23 protein-coding genes and 1 other RNA gene are annotated in these 24333 nt (G+C 73.1%); 11 read left to right on the top strand and 13 right to left on the bottom strand.

Annotation, left to right across the window (positions count from 1 at the left end; translation table 11 throughout):
- Position 1: 1 nt before the first annotated feature.
- Genes efeB through ACFYOP_RS07950 form a run of 3 tightly spaced genes read left to right on the top strand, consistent with a single transcriptional unit; the run spans position 2 to position 3114 of the window.
- Complete coding sequence (gene efeB, locus ACFYOP_RS07960; RefSeq protein WP_356891449.1) at positions 2–1243, top strand: iron uptake transporter deferrochelatase/peroxidase subunit; 1242 nt, start codon at positions 2–4, stop codon at positions 1241–1243.
- A 28-nt stretch (positions 1244–1271) separates the two neighbouring features.
- Positions 1272–2240, top strand: coding sequence for an iron uptake transporter permease EfeU (gene efeU / locus ACFYOP_RS07955; protein WP_356891447.1), 969 nt, complete (start codon positions 1272–1274; stop codon positions 2238–2240).
- Positions 2191–3114 carry a hypothetical protein gene (locus ACFYOP_RS07950; protein ID WP_356891445.1) on the top strand — a complete coding sequence of 308 codons (924 nt, stop codon included), beginning with the start codon at positions 2191–2193 and terminating at the stop codon, positions 3112–3114. Before efeU ends, ACFYOP_RS07950 begins: the two co-directional genes overlap by 50 nt.
- Before the next feature lie 159 nt (positions 3115–3273).
- Here ACFYOP_RS07950 and ACFYOP_RS07945 read toward each other — a convergent pair whose 3' ends face one another.
- The 4 genes from ACFYOP_RS07945 to ACFYOP_RS07930 all read right to left on the bottom strand — a co-directional run bounded on the left by ACFYOP_RS07945 (position 3274) and on the right by ACFYOP_RS07930 (position 7473).
- A complete protein-coding gene (locus ACFYOP_RS07945; RefSeq protein ID WP_356891443.1) occupies positions 3274–4032 on the bottom strand; it encodes a bifunctional DNA primase/polymerase in 759 nt (252 codons plus the stop codon).
- A gap of 184 nt (positions 4033–4216) precedes the next feature.
- The gene (locus ACFYOP_RS07940; protein WP_356891441.1) at positions 4217–4834 is read right to left on the bottom strand and encodes a TetR/AcrR family transcriptional regulator; all 618 of its coding nucleotides are present in this window, start codon (positions 4832–4834) and stop codon (positions 4217–4219) included.
- A gap of 39 nt (positions 4835–4873) precedes the next feature.
- Positions 4874–5890 carry a small ribosomal subunit Rsm22 family protein gene (locus ACFYOP_RS07935; protein WP_356891439.1) on the bottom strand — a complete coding sequence of 339 codons (1017 nt, stop codon included), beginning with the start codon at positions 5888–5890 and terminating at the stop codon, positions 4874–4876.
- Positions 5891–6159: 269 nt separating this feature from the next.
- Positions 6160–7473, bottom strand: a complete 1314-nt coding sequence (locus ACFYOP_RS07930) for a Bcr/CflA family multidrug efflux MFS transporter (RefSeq protein WP_356891437.1) — start codon at positions 7471–7473, stop codon at positions 6160–6162.
- Between the two features lie 104 nt (positions 7474–7577).
- Between ACFYOP_RS07930 and ACFYOP_RS07925 the strand changes: the two genes are divergently transcribed.
- Positions 7578–8576 carry a Gfo/Idh/MocA family oxidoreductase gene (locus ACFYOP_RS07925; protein ID WP_356891435.1) on the top strand — a complete coding sequence of 333 codons (999 nt, stop codon included), beginning with the start codon at positions 7578–7580 and terminating at the stop codon, positions 8574–8576.
- A gap of 33 nt (positions 8577–8609) precedes the next feature.
- Here the strand turns inward: ACFYOP_RS07925 and ACFYOP_RS07920 are convergent, their stop codons facing one another.
- Entirely contained in the window at positions 8610–10241 is a 1632-nt protein-coding gene (locus ACFYOP_RS07920; protein WP_356891433.1) for an alkaline phosphatase D family protein, read from the bottom strand.
- A gap of 132 nt (positions 10242–10373) precedes the next feature.
- Between ACFYOP_RS07920 and ACFYOP_RS07915 the strand changes: the two genes are divergently transcribed.
- The gene (locus ACFYOP_RS07915; protein ID WP_356891431.1) at positions 10374–11177 is read left to right on the top strand and encodes an SDR family oxidoreductase; all 804 of its coding nucleotides are present in this window, start codon (positions 10374–10376) and stop codon (positions 11175–11177) included.
- A 23-nt stretch (positions 11178–11200) separates the two neighbouring features.
- On the opposite strand, the gene ACFYOP_RS07910 is transcribed toward ACFYOP_RS07915, so the two are convergent.
- The gene (locus ACFYOP_RS07910) at positions 11201–11530 is read right to left on the bottom strand and encodes a MazG-like family protein (protein ID WP_356891429.1); all 330 of its coding nucleotides are present in this window, start codon (positions 11528–11530) and stop codon (positions 11201–11203) included.
- Between the two features lie 130 nt (positions 11531–11660).
- Between ACFYOP_RS07910 and ACFYOP_RS07905 the strand changes: the two genes are divergently transcribed.
- Complete coding sequence (locus ACFYOP_RS07905; RefSeq protein ID WP_356891427.1) at positions 11661–12131, top strand: DUF6083 domain-containing protein; 471 nt, start codon at positions 11661–11663, stop codon at positions 12129–12131.
- Positions 12132–12144: 13 nt separating this feature from the next.
- On the opposite strand, the gene rnpB is transcribed toward ACFYOP_RS07905, so the two are convergent.
- Both rnpB and ACFYOP_RS07895 read right to left on the bottom strand, forming a co-directional pair.
- An RNA gene (gene rnpB / locus ACFYOP_RS07900) (RNase P RNA component class A) lies at positions 12145–12565 on the bottom strand.
- 30 nt (positions 12566–12595) lie between these two features.
- Positions 12596–13177: a Uma2 family endonuclease gene (locus ACFYOP_RS07895; RefSeq protein WP_356891425.1), complete on the bottom strand. Its 582-nt coding sequence runs from the start codon at positions 13175–13177 to the stop codon at positions 12596–12598.
- A 151-nt stretch (positions 13178–13328) separates the two neighbouring features.
- Between ACFYOP_RS07895 and ACFYOP_RS07890 the strand changes: the two genes are divergently transcribed.
- Positions 13329–14114: a MerR family transcriptional regulator gene (locus ACFYOP_RS07890; RefSeq protein ID WP_356891423.1), complete on the top strand. Its 786-nt coding sequence runs from the start codon at positions 13329–13331 to the stop codon at positions 14112–14114.
- On the top strand, positions 14111–14941 hold the full coding sequence (locus ACFYOP_RS07885; RefSeq protein WP_356891421.1) for a hypothetical protein: 831 nt from the start codon (positions 14111–14113) through the stop codon (positions 14939–14941). Before ACFYOP_RS07890 ends, ACFYOP_RS07885 begins: the two co-directional genes overlap by 4 nt.
- Here the strand turns inward: ACFYOP_RS07885 and ACFYOP_RS07880 are convergent.
- Complete coding sequence (locus tag ACFYOP_RS07880; RefSeq protein ID WP_356891419.1) at positions 14928–16370, bottom strand: RNB domain-containing ribonuclease; 1443 nt, start codon at positions 16368–16370, stop codon at positions 14928–14930. The two genes, ACFYOP_RS07885 and ACFYOP_RS07880, sit on opposite strands and share 14 nt — an antisense overlap.
- Before the next feature lie 108 nt (positions 16371–16478).
- Between ACFYOP_RS07880 and yaaA the strand changes: the two genes are divergently transcribed.
- Together yaaA and eda are read left to right on the top strand one after the other, a co-directional pair.
- The gene (gene yaaA, locus ACFYOP_RS07875) at positions 16479–17279 is read left to right on the top strand and encodes a peroxide stress protein YaaA (protein WP_356891417.1); all 801 of its coding nucleotides are present in this window, start codon (positions 16479–16481) and stop codon (positions 17277–17279) included.
- 63 nt (positions 17280–17342) lie between these two features.
- Positions 17343–17987: a bifunctional 4-hydroxy-2-oxoglutarate aldolase/2-dehydro-3-deoxy-phosphogluconate aldolase gene (gene eda / locus ACFYOP_RS07870; protein WP_356891415.1), complete on the top strand. Its 645-nt coding sequence runs from the start codon at positions 17343–17345 to the stop codon at positions 17985–17987.
- Positions 17988–18467: 480 nt separating this feature from the next.
- On the opposite strand, the gene ACFYOP_RS07865 is transcribed toward eda, so the two are convergent.
- From ACFYOP_RS07865 to ACFYOP_RS07850, 4 genes are all read right to left on the bottom strand, one after another.
- A complete protein-coding gene (locus ACFYOP_RS07865) occupies positions 18468–19745 on the bottom strand; it encodes a bifunctional RNase H/acid phosphatase (protein ID WP_356891413.1) in 1278 nt (425 codons plus the stop codon).
- Positions 19745–20488: a C4-type zinc ribbon domain-containing protein gene (locus tag ACFYOP_RS07860; RefSeq protein WP_356891718.1), complete on the bottom strand. Its 744-nt coding sequence runs from the start codon at positions 20486–20488 to the stop codon at positions 19745–19747. Before ACFYOP_RS07860 ends, ACFYOP_RS07865 begins: the two co-directional genes overlap by 1 nt.
- Positions 20485–21324, bottom strand: a complete 840-nt coding sequence (locus ACFYOP_RS07855; RefSeq protein ID WP_356891411.1) for a Nif3-like dinuclear metal center hexameric protein — start codon at positions 21322–21324, stop codon at positions 20485–20487. Before ACFYOP_RS07855 ends, ACFYOP_RS07860 begins: the two co-directional genes overlap by 4 nt.
- 83 nt (positions 21325–21407) lie before the next feature.
- Complete coding sequence (locus ACFYOP_RS07850; protein WP_356891409.1) at positions 21408–22445, bottom strand: iron-siderophore ABC transporter substrate-binding protein; 1038 nt, start codon at positions 22443–22445, stop codon at positions 21408–21410.
- Between the two features lie 185 nt (positions 22446–22630).
- Between ACFYOP_RS07850 and ACFYOP_RS07845 the strand changes: the two genes are divergently transcribed.
- Entirely contained in the window at positions 22631–23902 is a 1272-nt protein-coding gene (locus ACFYOP_RS07845; RefSeq protein ID WP_356891407.1) for a hypothetical protein, read from the top strand.
- The last annotated feature ends 431 nt before the right edge of the window (positions 23903–24333 follow it).

Genomic DNA, 24333 nt, shown 5'->3' with positions numbered 1-24333 from the left:
CATGGCCAACGAGAAGTCGCCGTCGCGGCGCTCGCTGCTCGGATGGGGCGGTGCGGGGCTCGCGCTCGGGGCGGCCGGGGCCGGCGGTGCGGCGCTCGCCGTCGGCGGGGACGGAGGCGGACGGACGGAGTCCGCCGCCGCGAGCGGCGCGGCCGTCCCGTTCCACGGTCCGCACCAGGCAGGCATCGCCACGCCCGTCCAGGACCGGCTGCACTTCGCCGCGTTCGACGTGAAGACGCGCGACCGCGCCGAACTGGTGCAGCTGCTCAAGGACTGGACGCGCGCGGCCGAGCGGATGACGGCCGGTCACGCGGTGGGTGACGGCGCCTTCGGCGGCCTGCCCGAAGCCCCGCCCGACGACACCGGCGAGGCGCTCGGTCTCAAGCCGTCCCGCCTCACCCTGACCGTCGGCTTCGGCCCGGGCCTCTTCGACGACCGGTTCGCCCTGCGTGAGCGGCGTCCCGGCGCGCTGACCGACCTCCCGAAGTTCCCCGGCGACAACCTCGACCCCGCACGCAGCGGCGGCGACCTGTGCGTGCAGGCCTGCGCCGACGACCCTCAGGTCGCGGTGCACGCCATCCGCAACCTCGCCCGGATCGGCTTCGGCCGGGTAGCGGTCCGCTGGTCCCAGCTCGGCTTCGGCAAGACGTCGTCGACGACGCCGGACGCGCAGACGCCGCGCAATCTCTTCGGCTTCAAGGACGGCACCCGTAACGTCTCCGGTGCCGACACAGCCGCGCTCGACCGGCACGTCTGGGCCTCCGCACAGGACGGCAGCGCGTGGATGGCCGGCGGCTCGTACCTGGTGGCGCGCCGGATCCGGATGAACGTCGAGACCTGGGACCGCACCCCGCTGCGGGAGCAGGAGGACATCTTCGGCCGGGACAAGGGCGAGGGCGCTCCGGTGGGGAAGTCCAGGGAACACGACGAGCCGTTCCTGAAAGCCATGAAGCCCGACTCGCACGTGCGGCTCGCGCACCCCGACTCCAACGGCGGGGCGACGATCCTGCGCCGCGGCTACTCCTTCACCGACGGCACCGACGGTCTGGGACGGCTGGACGCGGGCCTGTTCTTCCTCGCGTACCAGCGTGACGTGCGCAAGGGCTTCATCCCCGTGCAGACGTCGCTGGCCCGCTCCGACGCCCTCAACGAATACATCCAGCACGTCGGTTCGGCCCTGTTCGCCGTGCCCCCGGGCGTCCGCGGCGCGGACGACTGGTGGGGCCGGACGCTCTTCTCGTGACCTCCCCGAAGGGGCAGAAAGGACCGACGTGTTCGGCAACTACCTGATCGGCCTGCGCGAAGGGCTCGAAGCGAGCCTCGTCGTCTGCATCCTCGTCGCCTACCTGGTGAAGACCGACCGGCGGGACGCGCTGCGTCCCGTCTGGCTCGGCATCGGCGTGGCGGTCGCAGTCTCCCTCGGTTTCGGCTTCGCGCTCGAATTCGGCTCGCAGGAGCTGACGTTCGAGGCGCAGGAACTGCTCGGCGGTTCGCTGTCCATCGTGGCCGTGTGCCTGGTGACGTGGATGGTCTTCTGGATGCGGCGGACCGCCCGGCATCTGAAGGCCGAACTGGGGGCCAAGCTGGACGCCGCGCTGCGGATGGGCACGGCGGCAATCGTCGCCACCGCCTTCCTGGCAGTGGGACGGGAGGGCCTCGAGACGGCACTGTTCGTGTGGGCGTCGGTCCGAGCGGCGACCGAGGACGGCGGCGCGGGCAGTGCCCCGCTGACCGGTGTGCTGCTCGGCATCGCCACCGCCGTCGTCCTGGGATGGCTGTTCTACCGTGGCGCCCTGCGGATCAACCTGGCGAAGTTCTTCACCTGGACCGGCGCCATGCTGGTCGTCGTGGCCGCAGGAGTGCTCGCCTACGGCGTCCACGACCTCCAGGAGGCCCGGTTCCTGGACGGACTGGCGGACAAGGCGTTCGACGTCAGCACCGCCGTCCCGCCGGACAGCTGGTACGGGACGCTGCTGAAGGGCGTGTTCAACTTCCAGCCGAACCCGACGGTCCTCCAGGTCACGGTGTGGGCGCTGTATCTGGTCCCGGCGCTCGCCCTTTTCCTGGCCCCGGTAGGGTTCGGACGGTCCATGGGGGTCGAGGAGCAGAAGGCAACCGATGAGAAGGCTGGGTCGGGCGGCGACGGGGCTCGCAGTGACGGCGGTACTGTCCCTGACGGCGAGCGCGTGCGTGACGGTGCACGGGGAACGGGCGGTCGTCCCGTCGGCGACGAACGATGAGGCGGCGCAGGCACTCGCCGCGTTCACCGAGGCGTACAACAAGGCCGACAAGGCGTACGATCCCGCTCTCGACGCGGCACAGGTCACGGGTCCGCTGGGGGCGATCAACCAGGCCGGTCTCAAGGCCCGCCAGGCCAACTTCCCGAACGGCAACCCGAATCACTCGCCACTGGAGCTGTCCGACGCGAAGTTCACCGTCCCGAAGAAGGCCGGCTGGCCGCGCTGGTTCGTCGCCGACACCGACTCCAACCGCGACCAGGACGCCGGCCCCCAGGACAACCGCTGGGTGCTCCTCTTCGTACGGACGGGTCCCGACGCCGACTGGCGGGCCGCCTATCTGGCGATCCTGTCCCCGCAGGAGATTCCGCCCTTCAGGACGGACGAGGACGGCCACGGCGAGGCCGTCGCGCCGGACAGCACCGAACTCGCCGTCGCCCCGCGGAATCTGAGCGAGGAGTACTCCTCGTATCTGCAGAACGGGCAGCCCGACCACTTCAAGGCCGGCCCGCACACCTCGGAGTGGCGGACGGACCGCGCGAAGAGGGCGAACGTGCCGGGGACGAACACCCAGTACCGCGACCAGCCGCTGGACACGGGCGACTTCGCGCCGCTGGGCCTGGTCACCCAGGACGGCGGCGGCTTCGTGTTCTTCTCGGTGCGCAACTTCGAACGCCAGACGGCCGCGAAGGGCGTCCAGCTGAAGGTCGTCCCGGACGTGAAGGCGCTGCTGACCGGCGAGGTGAAGTCCTCGCTCACCAAGGAGCGCGTCTCGAACCTCGTGGCCGTCGTACCGCCGAGCAACGGGGGCGAGCCCGGCCAGGTCGTGGACGTACGGGGCCGGCTGACGGGACTGACCTCGGCGAAGGGCTCGTAGCCCGCGGGCGCGCACCAGGGCACCGGGCCGCTCGGCGCCCCACTCCGGGCCGGGCGGCCCCGGGCCGGGCGGTTCCAGCCGGAGCCGCGCGGTTGCCCGTCGCGCCCGGTTGCCCGTCGCCGCTCGGCGGCTCGGGCGCATCGCTGTGCGCCGGTGGTGTCAGCGGCCCAGCGGCCAGGCCACCGCGTGGTGGTCCATGTCCGTGTTCTCGCCCGCGTACTTCGCGCACGCGTCGGTCAGCGTCTCCAGCAGCGTCAGCGGGTCCGGCAGCGGATGCTCCGGGCCGCGCACCCAGGCGACGCCCAGGTCACCGTCGCCGGGGAGCCGGGCCGGGGGCACCAGGACGTAGCTGCCGCGGCAGTGCCAGCGCAGGCCGGGGTGCTCGTCCATCGTCTCGGGGTGGCAGTCCAGTGCGCAGGGCCACCACTCGTCCTCGTCCTCCGGGGTGCCGCGGGTGGCGGTGAAGAACAGCATCCGGTCCGTGCCGACCTCGGCGACCGGGCCGACGTCGATCCCCCGCTCCAGCAGCCGGTCGAGCGCGCCGCGGCCGGCCTCGAGCGGCACGTCGAGCACGTCGTGCACCATGCCGGTGGCGGTGATGAAGTTCGCCTCCGGCTGGCCCTGGGCCCAGCGCTGGACCTGCGCCCGGTCGGTCGTGGACTGGGTCTGCCAGGCGAACGAGAGCGGATGGGTGGCCGGCGTCGGACAGCCGATGCGCTCGCAGGAGCAGCGGTAGCCGACGGGGTGCGCGGCGGGCGCGAGCGGCAGTCCCACGGCGGCGGCGGCCAGCAGCAGCTCCTCGCGGCGCGAGTCCTCCGCACCGGGGTCGGCGCTCCGGCGGCGCAGCCACTGCGTCAGCCGGCTCTCCCGGGAAGACCTGCTCGCCGTGTTGCGGTAGCGGCCGATACCGTCGCCCATCTATCCCCTCACACCTCACGCTAGCCCCACGCGGACACTGCCATGCTCCCACCATCCTGCGCCCTGGGTGGCCACAGTCCTCAACCGGGGTGGGGCACGTCGCCCTCCGGAGTGTGCACAGCCGCCGCACGGGGGCGCGCGGGAGCATGCACGGGGCGCGCGGTTCGTCCGCCGGCGGCCGGGGTCAGGCGCGGGGAGCGAGGCCGTGAACGGCGTAGTCCACGACCAGGTCGGCGTACTCGTGGGTGAGCGGCAGGGTGCGCAGCAGCCAGCGGTGCGTGAGGGGGCCGACGAACAGTTCGAGGGCGATACGCGGGTCGATCCCGGCCCGCACCTGTCCCGCCCGCTGCGCGGCGCGCAGCCGTGTGACATACAACTCGAGCTGCGGTTCGAGCAGCTTTTCGACGAACTGGGCCCCGACCTCCGCATTGACCACGCCCTCCGCGGCGAGCGCACGGGCCGGAACGTCGTAGCCGGGGGTGTTCATCTCGTCGACGGTGGCGCGCAGGACCAGGCGGAGGTCGGCGGCGAGGTCGCCGGTGTCGGGGATCTCGTAGCCGCCGGAACCGGCCGCTTCGGCGGCCTGCTCCGCGAGGTCGAGGAACGCCTCGAGGAGGACGGCGGCCTTGGAGGGCCACCAGCGGTAGATCGTCTGCTTGCCGACGCCGGCGCGGGAGGCGATGCCCTCGATGGTGGTCTTCGCATAGCCGGTCTCACCGACGAGGGCGAGGGCGGCGTCGTAGATCGCGCGGCGGGAGCGCTCGCTCCGGCGGGAGGAGTCGGGGGCTTTCATATCGGTCATGCGGTCAAGCTACCAATCGGTGAACCGAGACGTCTCGTCTCAGTCCTCTGCGGTGACGGCGTCGCGGGGCGGCCAGGCGTCGCCCCACTCCGCGTCCCTGGCGTCCTTGTAGCGGGCGCCGTGGCGCTTGGTCACCGTGTCCCGGCGCAGCCCCTCGTCCCTGGTGCACAGGTCGAGCAGCACGAGACCCTTGCGGATCTGCGGCTTGCGGGTGACGCGGGCCGCGACCGGCTCGGGCTCCAGGGGGGTGCGGGTGGCGGCGACGTAGCTGAACTTCTCGTCCTCGTACGGCAGTGAGCCGCCCTTGATCTGCCGGTGCAGCGAGGAACGGGAGACCCGGGCGGCGAAGTGGCACCAGTCGGAGCCCGGCTCGATGGGGCAGGCGGCGCTGTGCGGGCAGGGCGCGGCGATCCGCAGTCCGGCGGTGATCAGGGCGTCGCGGGCCTCGATGATCCGCGCGTAGCCGTCGGGGGTGCCGGGCTCCACGACGACGACGGCCCGGGCTGCGCGTGCGGCCTCGGCGACGACGGCGGCGCGGTCGGCGGGGGTGAGTTCGTTGAGGACGTACGAGACGGTCACGAGATCGGTGCTCTCGATGCGGAGCGTCGCACTGATACGGGAGCGCTGCCAGTGCGCGTCGCGGAGCGAGGGCACCTGGGAGGCGGCGGCCAGCTCACGGCCGAGCGCGAGCGCGGGCTCGGCCCAGTCCAGCACGGTCGTCGTCGGCGCCCCGTCCCACACGTCGGCCACCGCCCAGCTCGCGGCACCGGTGCCGCCGCCGATGTCGGTGTGCGTCCCGGGCGCCCACCCCGGCACCGCGGCCCGCAACGCGTCGAGCGCGGCCCGCACCGCCTCGAACGTCGCCGGCATCCGGTACGCGGCGTAGGCGACGACGTCACCGCGGTCCCGGAGGATGGGCGCGGCGGTGGGCGTCTCCCCGCGGTAGTTGGCGATCAGCCGCTCGACGGCCCGTGCGGCCAGCGTGGGCGGCAGCCCGTCCAGCAGCCGCGCGAGGGCGACGCGGAGGGTGTCGGCGGTGGGGGTGGAGGGGGTCACCGAGAGAGTGTACGTGGGGCTGAGTGACGGGTGTCCGCTGCGCGGGGCTTGTTCCCCTACCCGCCCCTTCCCGAGACCGGGCTCTGCCCGGCCCCGCGCCTCAAACGCCGGCGGGGCTGAAGTTGCCGGGCAACTCAAGCCCGGCCGGCGATTGAGGCCACCGCGCGCAGCGCGGTACGGGGTCCGGGGCCTGCCCCGGTTGAGGGAAGGGGCGGGTAGGGGAACACGCCCGCCGCAGGCGCCACCCACCCGCAGCCAACCCCCGCCCCTCAGACCGTCTCCCCCCGCCGCTGCCACGGCCTGCACAGGCCGACGAAGCACGCCACCGCCCCCGCCCCGCACACCAGCTGCACCACGGCCATCGGCACCGCCGTCCCCTCCCCCGCGATACCGACCAGCGGTGACGCGACCGCGCCGATCAGGAACGACGCCGTGCCGATCAGCGCCGACGCAGAACCGGCCGCGTGCGGCGTGCGCATCAGGGCGAGCGCGTTGGTGTTCGGCATTGCCAGTCCCATCGCCGACATCAGCACGAACAGCCCCGCCGCGACCGGGAACAGCCCCACCTCGCCGAAGACGCCCGCCGTCATGAGGAGCAGCGCGGTCGCCGACAGGACGATGACCGCCAGGCCGAAGCCGAGCGCCTTGTCGAGGCTGACGCGGCCGACGAGGAGCCGGCCGTTGATCTGGCCGACGGTGATCAGCCCGATCGAGTTGACGCCGAAGAGCAGACTGAACGTCTGCGGCGAGGCCCCGTAGATCTCCTGGACCACGAACGGCGACGCCGAGATGTACGCGAACAGCGCGGCGAAGGCGAGGCCACCGGTGAGCATGTAGCCGGCGAAGACCCGGTCGGCGAGCAGTCCGCGCATGGTGCGCAGTGCCTCGCCGACTCCGCCGCTGTGCCGCTTCTCCGCGGGAAGGGTCTCGTGGAGCCACTTGACGACGACGAGCGTGAGCAGGACGCCCACGGCGGTGAGGACCACGAAGATGCCGCGCCAGTCGGTGACGCGCAGCACCCCGCCGCCGATGACCGGCGCGATGATCGGTGCGACGCCCGATATCAGCATCAGGGTGGAGAAGAACCGGGCCATGTCCACGCCGTCGTAGAGGTCGCGCACCACCGCGCGGGCGATGACTATGCCGGCCGCGCCGGCGAGACCCTGCAACAGCCGGAAGCCGATGAGCATTTCGACCGTCGGCGCGAACGCGCAGATCGCGGTGGCGACGACGTACACGAGCATCCCGGCGAGCAGCGGGCGGCGGCGCCCCCACTTGTCGCTCATCGGGCCGACGACGAGCTGGCCGAGCGCCATGCCGGCGAGGCATGCCGTGAGCGTCAGTTGGACGGTCGCGGCGGGCGCGTTCAGGGAGTGGGTGACGGCGGGCAGCGCCGGGAGGTACATGTCCATGGACAGCGGCGGCAGCGCGGTGAGTCCGCCGAGCACCAGCGTGACGAGGAGCCCCGCCCGGCGGGCCGCGACGACACCGGTGGAAGCGGGGCGCACCGCCGAGGGTGCGGGCCCGGATGCCGGTCCGGCGTGAGTGGTCTGTCCCTGTTTGTGCTGGCCGCTCTCCGGCATCTACCGCTCCTGTTCCTGTTTTCAACATCTATGCTCTCAGCTCGTCCGGACTGATCGAGACCTTTTCTGCGTGAACATTCGGCAGGGACAGGGGTGGGCGAACAATGAGCGACACCGTGCGGTGGGGCGTACTGGCGACCGGAGGCATGGCCGCCCGGTTCGTCGAGGACCTGAAGGCGATGCCGGATGCCGAGGTCGTGGCGGTGGCGTCGCGTACGGAGGCGTCCGCCAAGGCCTTCGCCGACCGGTTCGGCATACCCCGGGCATACGGCGATCAGGCCTCGCTCGCGGCCGACGCGGACGTCGATGTGGTGTACGTCGCAACGCCGCACTCCGCACACCGGGCCGCGGCCGGGCTGTGCCTGGAGGCCGGGAAGCCGGTGCTGTGCGAGAAGCCGTTCACCCTGAACGCGGCGGAGGCGGCGGAGCTCGTCGAACTGGCCCGCACCCGCGGCGTGTTCCTCATGGAGGCCATGTGGATGTACTGCCACCCGGCGGTCCGCCGTATCGCCGAGCTGGTGCGCGAGGGGGCGATCGGCGAAGTGCGCACCGTGCAGGCGGACTTCGGGCTGGCGGGCCCGTTCGCCCCGGAGCACCGGCTGCGGGACCCCGCGCTCGGCGGCGGCGCCCTGCTCGATCTCGGCGTCTACCCGGTCTCCTTCGCGCAGTTGCTGCTCGGCGAGCCCGACCGAGTGCAGGCCGACGCGCTGCTGTCGCCCGAGGGCGTGGACCTGAACACCGGGATGCTGCTCGGCTGGTCGGACCGGGGCGCGACGGCGCTGCTGTCCTGCTCGATCACGGCCGCCACTCCGGTCACCGCGTCCGTGACCGGCACGGCCGGCCGGATCGACGTGCCCGACGGCTTCTTCTTCCCCGAGCGTTTCGTCCTGCACCGCGACGGCGAGGAGCCCGAGGAGTTCCTCTTCGACGGCCGCCGGGACTCGCTGGAGCACGAGGCGGCCGAGGTGATGCGCGCCGTGCGGGCGGGCGAGAAGGAGTCGCCGCTCGTCCCGCTCGACGGCACGCTCGCCGTGATGCGGACGCTCGACGCGGTCCGTGACCGCATCGGCGTCCGCTTCCCGGGCGAGACCGTCCGCGACTAGGTTCTGTCCCCCGGATCCAGGCCGGCCGGCTGCCTAGGCCGGCTTCAGGCCGGGGTTGCCGGCCTCGGTCACGAACGAGGCCGTCGTGGTGACCGGCGCGCCCGGCGTCGTCACCGCGGCGACCGTGCGGAAGTCGGCGCGCGCCTGCTGCGCGCCGAGGGTGATCGTCACGTAACCGCGGCGGCCGTTGTAGAACTTCATGTGCGGATTGGCCCGGGTGTAGGTGTCCCAGGTGGCCGGCTTGTCGGCACCGTCCTTGCCGCTGGAGATCGAGGTGGCGACGATCTCGGTGCCGACGACCTCGGCCCCGGGGGTCTCGTAGTCGCGCTTGATGTCGTACGCGTAGGCGACGTGCACGTCCCCGGTGAGGACCATCAGGTTCTCGACGCCGGCGGACCGGGCGCCGTCGAGGACGCGGTCGCGGGAGGCGGGGTAACCGTCCCAGGCGTCCATGCTGAGCCTGGGGTCGGCCTCGAGGTCCAGAGCGCGCCGCGAGAAGTTGACCTGCTGCGGCACGACGTTCCAGGTGGCGGTGGAGGCGCGCCAGCCGTCGATGAGCCAGCGCTCCTGCTGCGCGCCGGTCATGGTGCGCGACGGGTCCTCGGACTCGGGCCCCGAGACGTGCGCCCGGTCGCCGTACGCCTGGTCGGAGCGGTACTGGCGGGTGTCGAGCACGTCGAACTGGGCGAGCTGCCCGAAGTGCAGCCGGCGGTACAGCTGCATGTCGGGGCCGACGGGCTGCTGCGGTGCGCGCAGCGGCATGTTCTCCCAGTACGCGCGGTAGGCGGAGGCCCGGCGGATCAGGAACTCCTCCGGCGGCACGCCGTTCTCCGGCGTCTGGTCGGCGTAGTTGTTCTCGGTCTCGTGGTCGTCCCAGGTGACGACGAAGGGGTGGGCGGCGTGGGCCGCCTGCAGGTCGGGGTCGGACTTGTAGAGGCCGTACCGCAGCCGGTAGTCCTCCAGGGTGACCGTCTCCCGGTTGAAGTGGGCGGGCAGGACGCGGTCGGTGTAGTTGCGGGCGCCGCCCGCGGAGTTCACCCCGTACTCGTAGAGGTAGTCGCCGAGGTGGAAGACGACGTCGAGGTCCTCGGCCGCGAGGTGCTCGTACGCGGTGAAGTACCCGTCGTGGTAGGCCTGGCAGGACACGGCGGCCAGCTTCAGCTCGCCGAGGGCGGCGCCGGGCGCGGGCGCGGTGCGGGTGCGGCCGGCGGGGCTGATCCAGGCGCCGGTGCGGAAGCGGTAGTGGTAGACGCGGTCCGGCTCCAGGCCGGCGGCCTCGACGTGGACGCTGTGGTTGAACTCGGGATGGGCGGTGACCGAGCCCCGCTTGGCGGTCCGGGCGAAGGCGGCGTCGTGGGCGACCTCCCATTCGACCTGGACGCTCGCCTGCGGCATCCCGCTGCCGGGCTCGTACGGCTTGGGCGCGAGACGCGTCCACAGGACGACGGAATCGGGCCGCGGGTCGCCGGAGGCGACGCCGAGGGTGAAGGGGTTCTCGGTGATCTTCCGGCCGTTGACCGTCCTGGCGTGCGCGGTGCCGGGCAGGTTGACCGAGAAGGCGAGCGCCGCGGCGGCTGCCGTGGCGGTGAGGACGGTACGCCGTCCGAGGTGCCGGGCGGCGGCGGCCCTCAGCTCGGGTGAGTGGGTCGTGTGCGCGGGTGTCATGTGGCCCTCCCCTGTCGGCTGTTGTCAGTCGCATTGGAGTCGGAGTCGACGAATCCGCGTTGTCGCAGACACGACATTCGCATGGCGGTCGGATGAGTTCCGTGTACGGCGCAGGCGCGTACGCTGCGGGCCATGGACGGAGCACTGAGGATCGCGGTGGTGACGGGTGCAGGTTCCGGCATCGGCCGGAGCGTCGCACTCGAACTGGCACAAACGGGACAGGACACGGCCGCCGGTGCCGGGATTGGCCCGAAGTGGGCAGTGGCACTCGCCGGTCGGCGTAACGAGACGCTCGAGGAGACCGCGGCGCTGATCCGTGACGTCCGGCCGGACGCGGAGGTGCTGTGCGTCCCGGCGGACGTGACGGACCCCGGGGCGGTGGCCGCGCTCTTCTCCGCCGTCCGGGAGCGCTACGGCCGGCTGGACCTGCTGTTCAACAACGCGGGCACGTTCGGCCCCGGCGGCGTCCGCTTCGAGGACCTGCCGTACGAGGCGTGGCGCACGGTCGTCGACACCAATCTGACGGGCGCGTTCCTGTGCGCGCAGGCGGCGTTCCGCCAGATGAAGGAGCAGACGCCCCAGGGCGGCCGGATCATCAACAACGGCTCCATCTCGGCGCACACGCCGCGCCCCGACTCCGCGCCGTACACGGCCACCAAGCACGCCCTCACCGGCCTGACCAAGTCCCTGTCACTGGACGGCCGGCCCTACTCGATCGCCTGCGGCCAGATCGACATCGGCAACGCGGCCACCGACATGACGAGCGCCATGCGGTCGGGCGTCCTCCAGGCCAACGGCGAACTGGCCCCGGAGCCGGTGATGGACGTGGTCGACGTGGCCCGGACCGTACGGCACATGGCGGAACTGCCGCTTGAGGCGAACGTGCAGTTCGCGACGGTGCTGGCGACGAACATGCCGTACATCGGGCGGGGCTGACGGGCCGCCCGCCCCTCCGGAGGTCAGCCGCCCAGGGAACGCTTCACCACCCGGTCCAGCTGGGACGCGAACACCTCCGCCGCGTCCGGGGTCAGGGTGCGCAGCGCCACCATGGCCGTGATGATGACGTCGCACAGCTCGGACTCCACGTCCTGCCAGCTGTGCGTGGTGCCCTTGCGCGGGTTCTGGCCCTTCGCGCCGATGACCGCCTGGGCGACCTCGCCGACCTCCTCGGAGAGTTTCAGCACCCGCAGCAGCACCTCCTGCTCGGGCGGGTGCGCGTTGTTCTCCCCCAGCCAGGCGTGCAGGCGGCCGACGCTCTCCCAGTGATCCCGGTGTTCCGTGCGCTCCATGGCCGCCAGCCTGCCACGGCCCTGCCCGCCCGCGGGCCGGCCGGCCGTGGTTTCGATTCCGTCACGCTCGGAAGACTTCCGAAGGGGAAGGAAGCGCGCTACGCCGTAACGGACCAGTGGGGGGCCGGAGTTGGGCTTTCGATGCGCCGCGTGCGACGGCCCGGACGCCCACTGGGACGCCGGCCGGCGCTCCGCCCTGTGCACGCCCTGCGAGCTCGCCGGGCCGACTGCCCGCGACCCCCTGCGCCTCGGCGACATCCTGGCGGCCACGGGCGACGCCCTGACGTTCGTCGCCCGTACGGCCACCGCCCCGCAGCGGGGCCGGACCGCCTGCCGGGAATGCGGCGCGCCGGCGGAGTGGTACCGCACGACCGGCGGCCGCTGGATGCTGATGGAGCCGGGTGCCCAGACCACCGCCTCGGTCCCGCCCGGCCGCCGCTGGCGCGTCGCGGGCGACGGCACCGCGGTCAACTTACGCGGCGCCGCACCCTCCGGCAACTGCCGCGTCAGCCACTTCGACGTCTGTCCGGCCCACACCGCCCCACCCGACACCACGACGCTGCTCACCCTCTGGCAACGCAACGCCCGCCAGCGGGCGTGAGACGGAGGAGCGGCAGACGAGTCGGGCTGTACGCCGGGTTCTGTCGCCCGGTCGCCTCGCGGCGGCCGGGGAGACGGCCATCCATCTAGGACCGGCGTTGCCGCCGGCCTCGTGCGGTCTACCCGCGGACTCGGGCGGGCAGCCCTCGATCGTCCGCGCAGGACCACCTCGCGGCGGTCCCTCTTGACCTTGCTCCGGGTGGGGTTTACCTAGCCGCCTGAGTCACCTCAGGCGCTGGTGGTCTCTTACACCACCGTTTCACCCTTACCGAGGACCGCCCTTCTTTCAAAGAGCGCAGCCCCGGCGGTCTGCTTTCTGTGGCACTGTCCCGCGGGTCACCCCGGGTGGCCGTTAGCCACCACCCTGCCCTGTGGAGCCCGGACGTTCCTCGGGAGATCCCTCTCGGGACCCCACGCGGCCGTCCGCCCGGCTCGTCTGCCGTGGGGACCATGCTACCTGCCGTTTCAGAGGAACTCGGCCGTCTCCAGGTCGAACCCGAACGGCTCGGGGAGAGGAAGCGGCTTACCGAAGGGCGCCAGGTTCTGCTGGCGGTAGTCACCGTCCTCCGGCTCGCTGAAGAGCGTCACGGTGGAGGTGTCCCGGTCCACGAGGAGGTAGAGCGGGACGCCTCCTCGTGCGTAGCAGCGACGCTTGACCTCGCGGTCGACACTCGCACGGCGTGACGTGACCTCGAGTACCATCGCCACCCCTTCACAGGGCATCCACGGGTCCGCGCCACGGAACAGGCGCCGCTGCTCCGGAGCGAAGGTTCCGTCGGGGATGACGTGGTCCCTCGGGCTACCTGGAGCCTCCTTCAGCGTCAGGCCCTTGTTCCCGGAGAACGCCATGTCGGTCTGCGACCGCCTGATCACCTGATTGATGATCAAGCTGATGTAGTCCTCATGGTCCCCGTCCGGCGGCGGTGTCACAACGATCTCCCCCTCGATCAGCTCCGCGCGGAAGCCCTCCGGCGTGTCCAGCGCCAGGAAGCCCTCCAGCAGAACGGCCGCGTCCTGCGTGATCGGTTCGTGCGTCATGGCAGTCATGTCGTCAGCGTCGGACATCGAGGCACCCGCCGTCCGTGTGATCGGGGTCGTTACCTCGATCGTGGCACACGATCAACGGGACGCGACGGCAGTCCGGGCGGCCTTCCGGACCGCTTGACCTTGTCGCAGCGTCAACGTTTCTACTGGTCCCATGCGAATCGGAGAGATCGCCGCGCTGGTGGGGGTGACCCCGCGGGCCGTGCGGCACTACCACCACCTCGGACTGCTGCCCGAGCCCGTCCGGCGGGCCAACGGATACCGGGAGTACGGGATACGCGACGCCGTGCTGCTCGCCCGGGTCCGGCGGCTGACCGAGCTGGGGCTCGGGCTCGACGAGGTGCGGGACGTGGTCGCGGACGACGCCGGGCGGGATCTCGTCGAGGTGCTCGAGGAACTGGACGAGGACCTCGCGCGGCAGGAGGCGCTGATCCACGGGCGGCGGACCCGGCTGGCCGTGCTTCTCGCGCAGGCCCGCGGCGGGGAGCTGACCGCGGAGGGACCGGTGTCGCCGCTGCTGGCGGAGGTGTTCGGGGACATGGCCCGTACGTCCGCCGCCCTGCCCGGGCCGGAGCCCGCGATGGCGGCCAAGGACCGTGAGCTGCTGGCGCTGCTGGACACCGTGGCGCCGACGCCGGAACAGGAGCGGCTGATGGGGACGATGCGCCGGATCACCGAGGCGCCGGGGGCGATGGAGCGGGCGTACGCGCTGTACGCGGCCCTCGACACGCTCGCGGACGCCGACCCGGCCGATCCACGGGTCGAGGAGAGCGCCCGCGAGCTGGCCGACATGCTGCCCGACGAGGTCGCGGCACAGCTCGATGCCCGGGGCGGCGTCCCGGACGACGGTTTCCTGGACACCTACCTCGCCGACCTCTCCCCCGCCCAGGCCGCGGTCGTGACCCGCGCCCTGGAACTGCTGGTGGAGCGTGCCCGATGAGGCGGCTGCCGCGGGTGCTGCGGCCCGTCGCGTACGCGGTGCTGCCCGCCGAGGTGCTGCTCGCCGTCTGCCTGGTGGGCGGCGTGGCGGTCCCTCTGCCCGTCCTCGCCGCCGCCGAGGCGGCCGTCGTGCTGCTGCTGGGCGCCGAGGTGTACGCGTACGTGACGCTGCGCAGACGCGGTCTGCCCCGGCGGGAGGCGGTGGCGGAGCTGGTGCCCGTACCCGTGCTGCGGCTGGTGGGGCACGAACTGCGGCTGATGCGGAGCCTGTTCCTGTGGGCCGGGCGGCGGCGTGACGGCGTCGGGCCGGGCGACCGGGCCTTCGGGCACGCGAGGGACCAGGCCGCGCTGATGTACGGCTCCACGTTCGTGTGTGTCGTGGAGACGGTGGCCGTGTCGTATCTGCTGACGGACTGGCCGGTCGTGCACGCGGTGGTGCTCGTCCTGGACGTCTACACGGTGCTGTTCATGCTGGGCCTGCAGGCCGCCTCGGTCACCCGCCCCCATGTCCTGTCGGCGGACACGCTGCGGCTGCGCCAGGCCGGCCATGTGGATCTGCGCATACCGCTGGACCGGATCGCCGCCGTCCGCCACGAGCTGCGCTTCACGCACCAGGAGCAGGACGGCGTCCTCGATCTGAAGGTCGCCGCGCAGACGTCGGTGACGCTGGAGCTGTCCGGGCCGGTGACCCACGTGGGTCTGCTGGGGCGGGAGCGGTCCGTGCGTACGGTCCGCGTCCACGCCGACGACGCGAGGGCCTTCGCGAAGGCGCTGCGGGAGGCGGTGAGCGGGGAGCGTCCGGCGCGGGCGCCGGTCACGCCGGCGTGAACCGTACCTTCGCCCGCGCCGGGTCCGCCGCGGTGAGGCGGACCCGCAGCCGCTCCCCCAGAGGCAGCGGCGTGCCGTCGCCGTCGATACGGGCCACCACGGCCGGGTCCTCGAGCTGGACGGTGCCGGCGGAGGGGTCGTTGTCCTTGAGGTCCACGACGACCGCGTCGAAGAGTTCACCGACCCGGTCCCGCAGCACGACCGCCTCGAGGAGGTCGACGCACTCCCGCTCCACGGTGTTGCCCCGGCGCGAGCCCACGGCCATCTCCGCGGGCAGCGCCTCCAGGGCTGCGCTCACCCACTCCGGCGGCTCGTGGCCCGCGACGGCGGCGAGGCACAGCTCGCCCGCGTAGCGGTCGACGAGCCGGCGCAGCGGCGCGGTGCAGTGGGTGTACTCGGCGGCGACCGCGGCGTGGACGGCGGGCACGGGCAGGACCCCGCCGGTGAACGCCGAGTACCCGGCGCCGCGCAGCAGGGTCGTGCACTCCTCCAGGAAGGCCGCGTTGCGCGGCTCGCGCGGGTCGAGGGAGCGGACGAGCTCGGCGTACGAGACATGGTGCGGCCAGTCGACGCGCAGGGCCTGCGCGGAGCGGCGCAGCCGTGCCACCGCCCCGTCGGGGGCGGTCGGCAGGGTGCGCAGGATGCCCGTGCCCGACGCGGTCATCAGGCGGGCGGCGGCCATGCCGGTGAGGAGGGAGATCTGGGCGTTCCACCCGTCGGCGGGGCGCGGGGCGCGGTAGGCGAGGGCGTAGGAGCCGTCGTCCCGTCGCGCGATCTCCTGCTCGGGAACGTTCAGCGAGATGCCCCCGCGCTCGGTCTCGAGCGCCTCGCGCAGTTTCCCGATCTCCTTCAGCAGGGCGAGCGGTTGCTCCGCGGTGCCGGTGTCGATCTGCCGCTGCGCGCCCTCGTAGTCGAGCTTGGCGCGGCTGCGGACGAGTGCGCGGCGGACGTCGGCGCTGACGGTACGCCCCTCGCCGTCGAGGTCGACCCGCCACAGCAGCGCGGGAGCGCTCTGGCCGGGGAGCAGGCTCGCGGCGCCCTCGGAGAGGACGGGCGGGTGGAGGGGGATCTTCTCGTCGGGGAAGTACAGGGTCTGCACCCTGCGGTGGGCCTCCGAGTCCAGCACGCCGCCGGGTGTCACGAAGGCGGCGACGTCGGCGATCGCGTAGTGGACGCGGAAGCCGCCGGCGCGGCGGGCGAGATGCATCGCCTGGTCGAGGTCGACGGAGGCGGGCGGGTCGACGGTGAAGAAGGGGATGTCCGTCGCGTCCTCTTCGGGCAGCCGCGGCGCCTTCGCCGCCGCCTCGGCCTCCGCGAGGACCGCCGCGGGGAAGCCGTCCGGCACGTCGAGCGTCGTGCGCAGTTCACGCAGGGCGGCGCGCAGCGGGGCCTCGGCTGCGCCGGTCACGGTCATCTGGCGGCGGGGCATGGACCGAGCGTAGGGCGGGGCGGGGGTGGTGGCATTTCGGCGGCCCCGGCGCTTTGTACCCTTGCGCGGGGCCGCACCCCCGCCCGTGTTCGTACGAAGGAGACCGCCGTGCTTGTCCTGTTGCCGCCGTCGGAGGGCAAGGCCGCTGCCGGCCGCGGGGCTCCGCTGAAGCCGGAGTCGCTGTCGCTGCCGGGGCTCGCTCAGGCACGGGCCGCCGTGCTGGACGAGCTGGTCGAGCTCTGCGCGGCCGACGAGGAGAAGGCGCGGCTGGTGCTCGGGCTGAGCGAGGGTCTGCGCGGCGAGATCGCGAAGAACGTGGAGCTGCGGACGGCCGGCACCCGTCCGGCCGGTGAGCTCTACACGGGCGTGCTGTACGACGCCCTGGGCCTGGCCACGCTGGACACGGCCGCGCGCGGGCGGGCCCGGAAGTCACTGCTGGTGTTCTCCGGGCTGTGGGGCGCGGTGCGGGTCGGCGACCGTATCCCGCCGTACCGCTGCTCGATGGGCGTCAAGCTGCCGGGGCTCGGCAATCTGGGCGCGTACTGGCGGGGCCCGATGGAGTCCGCGCTGCCTCAGGCGGCCGGCGGCGGGATGGTGCTGGACCTGCGCTCGTCGGCGTACGCGGCGGCGTGGAAGCCGACGGGTGAGGTGGCGGACCGTACGGCGACGGTACGGGTGCTGCACTCCCAGATCGTCGACGGCGTCGAGAAGCGCTCGGTGGTCAGCCACTTCAACAAGGCGACGAAGGGCCGGCTCGTACGGAGCCTGCTGGAGGCGGGCGCGGCGCCGAAGTCCCCGGCGGCGCTGGTCGAGGCGCTGCGGGACCTCGGGTACGTGGTGGAGGCGCAGGCGCCGAAGAAGGCGGGGAAGGCGTGGGGGCTGGACGTGGTGGTGTCGGAGATCCACTGACGTCGCATTGCACCCTACGCAACGGCCGTTGTGTGCTGCGCTTCCGCTGGGCAGGATGAGCGCATGATCTCCGTGCTGGACCTCGCCCCCGTGATCCCCGTCGTCGTCATCGACGACGCCGCCGACGCCGTGCCGCTCGCCCGCGCCCTGGTCGAGGGCGGGCTGCCCGCGATCGAGGTGACGCTGCGGACCCCGGCCGCGCTCGACGCGATCCGCGCGATCGCGGCGGAGGTGCCGGAGGCGGTCGTCGGCGCGGGCACGGTGATCTCGCCCTCGGGCGTCGCCTCGGCGGTGGCGGCCGGGGCGCGCTTCCTGGTCGGCCCCGGGTGGACGGACGCGCTGCTGGACGCGATGCGGGCGTCCGGGGTGCCGTTCCTGCCCGGTGTCTCGACGGCGTCGGAGGTCGTGGCGCTGCTGGAGCGCGGGGTGAGCGAGATGAAGTTCTTCCCGGCGGAGGCGGCGGGCGGGATCCCGTATCTGAAGTCCCTCGCCGGACCGCTCCCGCAGGCCCGCTTCTGCCCCACGGGCGGGGTGTCCCTGGCCTCGGCGCCGGCGTATCTGGGGCTGCCGAACGTGGCATGCGTGGGCGGTACGTGGATGCTGCCGGCGGACGCGGTACGGGCCGGGGACTGGGCGCGGGTCGCGGGACTGGCGCGGGGGGCGGCGGAGCTGGGGGGTGCCGGCGGGGTCGGGGGTGCGGCCGGGTAGCGCCTGCGGCGGGCGTGTTCCCCTGCCCGCCCCTTCCCGCTGTACCGGATGTGCGGCTCCGCCGCGTGGCGGGGCAGGCCCCGGACCCCGCACCGCCCTCCGGGCGGCGGCCCGGGCTCCGCGCGGTGGCCTCGAACTCCCCCTACGGCCTGGCGGCCGTGGGCGGGGGCACCTCCCACGCCGCCAGCCGTAGGGGGAGCACCCCCGGGCCGGGCTTGAGTTGCCGCTGCACGGCAACCCGGCCCGCCGGGCGGGCCTGACTTCGCCGCGCGGAAGGTGGCCCACCCAGCCCCGCCGACGACCGAGGCACAGGGTTCAGGCCAGCGCCCCGACAAGACCGGCCCACCCAGCCCCGCCGGGGTACCTCCCACGGCCGCCAGGCCGTAGGGGGAGAGTGAGGCGCGGGTCCGGGCAGAGCCCGGTTTCGGGAAGGGGCGGGGAGGGGAGGGGACAAGCCCGCGCAGCGGACCGCCCCCACCCTCACCGCAGGTGCGACGTGTCGTTCAGCAGCCGCAGCGACGCGTTGCCGTCCGCGTAGTACGCCACCGCCGACAGCGACGCCGCCGACAGTTCCATGCGGAACAGGGATTCCGGCGGGGCGCTCAGGGCCAGGCGGACCAGTGTCTTGACCGGGGTCACGTGGGTGACCACCAGGACCGTGCGGCCCTGGCTGCGGGCCAGGAGCTTGTCGCGGGTCGCCGCGACCCGGCGCGCCACCGTGGCGAAGCTCTCGCCGCCGCCGGTCGGCGTCGCCTTCGGGGAGGCGAGCCATGCGTCGAGGTCGTCGGGGTACCGGTCCCGTACCTCCGCGTACGTCAGGCCCTCCCACGCGCCGAAGTCGGTCTCGCGCAGGCCCTCTTCGAGGGTCACCCCGAGGCCGAGCCTCGCGGCGACCGCGTCCGCCGTCTCGCGGCAGCGGCGCAGCGGGGAACTGACGATCTCCTGGATCGTGCCGCGCTCCGCGAGGGCCGCGGCGACGGCCTCGGCCTGGCGGCGGCCGACGGCGGAGAGCACCGGGTCGCTGCCGCCGCTGCCGGAGAACCGCTTCTCGGGGGTCAGGACGGTCTCCCCGTGCCGGAGCAGCACGAAGGTGGCGGGCAGCCCCATGTCGGGCGGCCCCCATCCCGGCGCGGGGGCGGCTGCGGGGGCCGGTTCCGTGACGGCCGTGGGCGTCCCGGGGGCGCCGAGCCCGACACCGGCCGGGGCCCCGGCGGAGACCTCGGCGGTCGTCCGCCCCATCGCCGCCCGCGCCTTCGCCGCGCCCACCGCCGCGTCGCCGACCACGCGCGCCGCCTCCGCGTCGCGCGCGTCGAGCGCCGCCATGGAGCGCGACGGCTCCCACTGCTTGCCCTTCTTGCCCGCGTCCATCGCCTCGTTGGCGAGCCGGTCCGCGTGCTTGTTGCGCTCGCGCGGAATCCACTCGTACGTGACCCGGCCGGGCGGGAAGACCCGGGCGGCCTCGGCCGCCAGGGGCTTCATGTCGGGGTGCTTGATCTTCCAGCGGCCCGACATCTGCTCGACGACCAGTTTGGAGTCCATCCGTACGCGGACGGCCGCCTCCGGGTCGAGCGCGTGGGCGGCCCTGAGGCCGGCGACCAGGCCCTTGTACTCGGCGACGTTGTTCGTCGCCACGCCGATGTACTCGGCGGCCTCGGCGAGAGGTTCGCCGGAGACCGGGTCGAGGACGACCGCGCCGTAGCCGGCGGGGCCCGGGTTGCCCCGGGAGCCGCCGTCGGCCTCGACGACGAACTCCCGCATCAGAGTCCCGATTCGGACGTGCGGATGAGGATGCGACGGCAGTTCTCGCAGCGCAGCACCGTGTCGGGCGCGGCGGCGCGGACGTCGTTCAGCTCGGTGATGTTCAGCTCGAGCTGGCAGCCCTCGCAGCGGCGCTGGAACAGCCGGGCCGCGCCCACTCCGCCCTGCTGGACGCGCAGCTTCTCGTACAGCTTGAGCAGGTCGGCCGGGACGGAGGCGGCGACGAGCTCGCGCTCCTTGGTGATCGACGCGGTCTCGCCGTCGATCTCCTGCTCGGCGGCGTCCCTGCGGGCGATGGCGTCGTCGACCTTGCCCTGCACGGAGGAGACCCGCTCGGTCAGCTCGGCGACGCGCTCCTGCAGGGACTCGCGGCGCTCCATGACCTCGAGGACGATGTCCTCCAGGTCGCCCTGGCGCTTGGCGAGGGAGACGATCTCGTGCTGCAGGTTCTCCAGGTCCTTGGGCGAGGTGATCGCGCCGGAGTCCAGGCGGTCCTGGTCGCGGGTGGCGCGCTGGCGCACCTGGTCGACGTCCTGCTCGGCCTTGGTCTGCTCGCGGGCGGTGTCGCTCTCCTCGGTCTGCGCGGCGACGAGCAGGTCACGGAGCTGGGTGAGGTCCTTGGTGAGCGAGTCGATCTCGGCGTGCTCCGGCAGCGACGTGCGCTTGTGCGCGAGCTGCCCCAGTCGCCGGTCGAGGGCCTGGACGTCGAGAAGTCGGATCTGGTCGGCGGGGGCGGCGTTCAGTTGGGGGCTCCAGAGGAATCGTGGTGGGCGGACCAGGGGTCAGTGACCGTCGTCGAGACGTGGACCCGCAGGTCCCAGCCGTGCCGGTCGGAAATTGCGTCGAGCTGGGCCGCGGCCTGCTCGCACCAGGGCCATTCGGTGGCCCAGTGCGCGGCGTCGACGAGGCCGAGCGGTGAGTGCTGGGTGGCCTCCGACGCCGGGTGGTGGCGCAGGTCGGCGGTGAGGAAGGCGTCGACGCCGGCGGCCCGTACCTGCTCGAAGAGGCTGTCGCCGGAGCCGCCGCTGACCGCGACGGTGCGCACGGTCGCGTCGGGGTCGCCGGCGAGGCGGATGCCCTGCGCGGTGGCGGGCAGGCGCTTCGCGGCACGGGCCGCGAACTCGCGCAGGGTCTCCGAGCGGTCCAGTTCGCACACCCGGCCGAGGCCGCGGCGCCCGTTCGGGTCGGTGGCGTCGGGTACCAGGGGACCGACCACGCGGAGGTCGAGCGCTCCGGCGAGGGCGTCGGAGACGCCGGGGTCGGCGGTGTCGGCGTTGGTGTGCGCGACGTGCAGCGCGATGTCGTTCTTGATCAGGGTGTGCACGACCCGGCCCTTGAAGTGACCGGCGGCGACGGTCGTCGTACCGCGCAGATAGAGCGGGTGGTGGGTGACGAGGAGGTCGGCGCCGAGCCCGACCGCCTCTTCGACCACGTCCTGGACGGGGTCGACGGCGAACAGCACGCGGGTGACCTCGGCGCCGGGGTCTCCGCAGACCGTGCCGACGGCGTCCCACTGTTCGGCCCGCTCGGGGGGCCAGAGGGCGTCGAGCGCGGCGATGACTTCAGACAGACGGGGCACGCAGCAAAGGCTACCTGCCCCGTCCGTCCACCCGGTGTGCGCCTACTTCACGACGTCCGCTTCCCCGCCTGCGACGTCACGGTCTACTTCACGAGGAAGCCGCGCAGGTCGTCGAGGACCTCGTCGGCGGCGGTGACGCCGAGGCCGAGGTACCAGGTCTCGTCGGGGACGTCCTTGGCCTGCCCGGCCTTGACGGCCCCCAGGTTCTTCCACAGCGGGTTGGACTCGGCGGTGTCGCGCTTGGTCTTCGAGGGGTCGCCGTAGACGCCGGTGAAGATCCAGTCGGCGTCGGCCTCGTCCATCTTCTCCGGGCTGATCTCGGCGGCGAGATCGTTGATCTGCTGGTTCTTCGGCCGCGGGACGCCGGCGTCGTCCAGGATCGTGCCGATGAAGGACGCCTTCGCGTAGAGGCGGATCTTGCCCGGCAGATAACGGAGCATGGTGACCGTCGGCTTCTTCTCGCCGAGGTCGGTCCCGAGCTGCTTCGCCTTCTTCTCGTACGCGCCGAGCTTGGCCTCCGCCTCAGCGGTCCTGTCCAGCGCCGCGGCGTTGAGGAGGTAGTTCTCCTTCCAGGTGAACCCCGGGCGGATGGAGAAGACGGTCGGGGCGATCTGCGACAGCTCCTTGTACTTGTCGCTCGCGCGCAGCTGGCTGCCGAGGATCAGGTCCGGCTTCAGGGCGGCGATGGCCTCCAGGTTGAGGCTGTTGATGGTGCCGACGCTCTTGGGGGCGCCCGCGGCCTTCTTCAGGTACTCGGGGATGCCGTCGTCGCCCTCGGTCGGCGCGTAGCCGACCGGCTGGACGCCGAGGGAGGCGACGTTGTCCAGCTCGCCGACGTCGAGGACGACGACCCGCTTGGGCTCGGCCTTGATCTCGGTCTCGCCCAGCGCGTGGGTGATGGTGCGCGGGAACTCGCCGGGCTCGGCGTCCGTGCCCATCGCCGCGGTCTTCGCGGCGGCGTCGCCGAAGTCCTTGCCGCCCTGGGCCACGGCCTTCTTGCCACCGTCGTCGGCCTTCGCGCCGGCGTCCTCACCGGCCTCGCCGCCGGCGCCGCAGGCGGCGAGGGAAAGGGCGGCGGCGAAGGCGACTGCGGCGGATGTGCCGCGGCGGCGTACGGACATGGCGTGCTCCTGCTCTACGAACTTAGGTGGCCCTTACCTTATCCACGGCTCCGGCGGGCAGCACAACCGCCCCGTCATTCACAGGCGAATCGCCGCATGGCCACCCTTATGTGTGAAGGTACGCAGCTCGTGTTGTTCGGCAGGAAGTGCGATACCTAGCTTCGGAGTCCGGAGGTGAGGCATCGATGACAGCCTTGGCCATCGAGACCGCCACGGAGGACGGGGCGGTCACGGACAACAACGGTACGGACGGGCCCGCCGGAACGGGCGGCACGGAGCCCACCGGCGGGGAGCCCGCGAGCGGGGACGCGGAGCCCCCGGCGACGGCCGGCGAGCCGGCCTTCACCATCACGGCGGACGGGACGTACGGAGCCCGCCTCGCCGGTACGGGCGACGCGCTGTTCCCCGAGCGCTGGACGCTCGACGGGCCCGAGCCGTACGCCGTACCGCTGCCGCTCGACCAGCCGGAGGAGCCCGAGGCGCAGGTGCTGCCGCTCGCCGACGGCCGGGTCCTGATCCGCCGCCGGGTCGCGGAGCGGCACACCTTCTCGCTGCTCTACCCGACCGGCCCCGCGACGGGCGAGCTGGCCCTCGGGGCCGTCGCCGCCGCGGAGTTGACCCTGCTGCCGCCGTCACCGGACGGCCTCAGCGCCTACGCCCTGGCCCCCGGCGAGCGTACGACCGGCATCTGGCTGGTGGCGGGCGGCGACGGGCCCGAGCACATCGCCGACGTGAGCGGGCACTGCTCGGGCGGAGTGTGGCTGGACCGTACGGGCCGGCTGCTCGCACTGGACCGGACGCAGCCGGACGGCGGGCCGGTGAAGTCGATCGCGGTCGATCTGGAGCGGGGCGGCGAGGTGACGCCGCTGCTCCAGATCGCCGAGGACAGCGACGACCGGCTGCTGCTCGCGGACGCCGACAGCGGTCTGCTGCTGGTCCGTTCGAACGCGCCGGGGCCCGGTCAGGACCTGCTCGGCTGGGGCGTACTGGGCAGCGCGCGGCCGGTGCGGTTCCCGCGGAGTCTGCGCCTGCCGGACGCGCTGGTCACACCGTTCGCGGTCCAGCCGGGGCAGGTGCTGATGCCGGAGAACTGTGCGGTCGCGCTGCGGATCGACGGCGCGGAGGGCAGCTGGCTGGGCATGTGGCGCCCGGCGGACCGGCGGCTCCATCAACTCGCCGCGCCCGAAGGCTGGTTGACGGGTTCCGGCACCTGGAGCCGGGACGGGATGCTGCAACTTCCCTGCGCGACCGGGTCGATGCCGTGTGGGGTGGCCCGGGCGCAGGCGCCGGAGCCTCTCGTTCTTTCTGCAGAAACCTATCCTCAGGAGGAGGCCACAGAACCCGCACAACCGGAAGCCGCAGGTGGGGAACCATGCGAAGGCTCCGTCAGTCCTGTTGTGTGCAGGCCGGTTCCCTTGCAGCAGGCACCACTCACCGGCGGCGCGGCCCGTGGCTAGACTCTCGGGCCGGGGCGACCGGGCGCGGACTCCTCAGGTACGGCCGGGCGCCCTGCGACACACGTAAGCAGCGATCACACGGGGTGACTTCCCACATGTCTGAAGCCCGAACCGACACGACCCACGAGCGTCCGCAGTCCGCGGCCGCCGGGCGGGGCGACGGCGGCGGTGCCGGAAAGCACCGGGGCGGTGCGGCGACGGAGGACGCGGCGACACAGCCGCACGGCCGGCACCGTCGCCCGTCGGGTTCCGAAGGGTCGTAGGAGACGGGTCGCAACGACCCGTCGTCGTACGTCCGAGCGGGGGGGGGGGGGGCCCGCCGGGGGGGGGCCCCCCCCCCCCCGGGGGGGGCCCCCCCCCGGGCCGGGGGTGCAGGAACGCCCCCCCCCCCGGGTGTGCGGGGCCCGGAGACGGGTTGCGGGGGTGGCCCC

The sequence above is a fragment of the Streptomyces sp. NPDC006294 genome (genome assembly GCF_042870895.1).
In the GTDB taxonomy this organism is placed as follows: domain Bacteria; phylum Actinomycetota; class Actinomycetes; order Streptomycetales; family Streptomycetaceae; genus Streptomyces.
The sequence above is the reverse complement of the archived record's forward strand: the minus strand, read 5'-3'. Positions and strand labels throughout refer to the sequence as shown.

Bases quoted from the DNA above. Each gene is read 5' to 3' on its own strand.
- efeB (WP_356891449.1), top strand. From the start codon at position 2: ATGGCCAACGAGAAGTCGCCGTCGCGGCGCTCGCTGCTCGGATGGGGC.
- ACFYOP_RS07945 (WP_356891443.1), bottom strand. From the start codon at position 4,032: ATGGGCGACGGTATCGGCCGCTACCGCAACACGGCGAGCAGGTCTTCC.
- ACFYOP_RS07940 (WP_356891441.1), bottom strand. From the start codon at position 4,834: ATGACCGATATGAAAGCCCCCGACTCCTCCCGCCGGAGCGAGCGCTCC.
- ACFYOP_RS07930 (WP_356891437.1), bottom strand. From the start codon at position 7,473: ATGCCGGAGAGCGGCCAGCACAAACAGGGACAGACCACTCACGCCGGA.
- ACFYOP_RS07925 (WP_356891435.1), top strand. From the start codon at position 7,578: ATGAGCGACACCGTGCGGTGGGGCGTACTGGCGACCGGAGGCATGGCC.
- ACFYOP_RS07920 (WP_356891433.1), bottom strand. From the start codon at position 10,241: ATGACACCCGCGCACACGACCCACTCACCCGAGCTGAGGGCCGCCGCC.
- ACFYOP_RS07915 (WP_356891431.1), top strand. From the start codon at position 10,374: ATGGACGGAGCACTGAGGATCGCGGTGGTGACGGGTGCAGGTTCCGGC.
- ACFYOP_RS07910 (WP_356891429.1), bottom strand. From the start codon at position 11,530: ATGGAGCGCACGGAACACCGGGATCACTGGGAGAGCGTCGGCCGCCTG.
- ACFYOP_RS07895 (WP_356891425.1), bottom strand. From the start codon at position 13,177: ATGACTGCCATGACGCACGAACCGATCACGCAGGACGCGGCCGTTCTG.
- ACFYOP_RS07890 (WP_356891423.1), top strand. From the start codon at position 13,329: ATGCGAATCGGAGAGATCGCCGCGCTGGTGGGGGTGACCCCGCGGGCC.
- ACFYOP_RS07885 (WP_356891421.1), top strand. From the start codon at position 14,111: ATGAGGCGGCTGCCGCGGGTGCTGCGGCCCGTCGCGTACGCGGTGCTG.
- ACFYOP_RS07880 (WP_356891419.1), bottom strand. From the start codon at position 16,370: ATGCCCCGCCGCCAGATGACCGTGACCGGCGCAGCCGAGGCCCCGCTG.
- eda (WP_356891415.1), top strand. From the start codon at position 17,343: ATGATCTCCGTGCTGGACCTCGCCCCCGTGATCCCCGTCGTCGTCATC.
- ACFYOP_RS07865 (WP_356891413.1), bottom strand. From the start codon at position 19,745: ATGCGGGAGTTCGTCGTCGAGGCCGACGGCGGCTCCCGGGGCAACCCG.
- ACFYOP_RS07850 (WP_356891409.1), bottom strand. From the start codon at position 22,445: ATGTCCGTACGCCGCCGCGGCACATCCGCCGCAGTCGCCTTCGCCGCC.
- ACFYOP_RS07845 (WP_356891407.1), top strand. From the start codon at position 22,631: ATGACAGCCTTGGCCATCGAGACCGCCACGGAGGACGGGGCGGTCACG.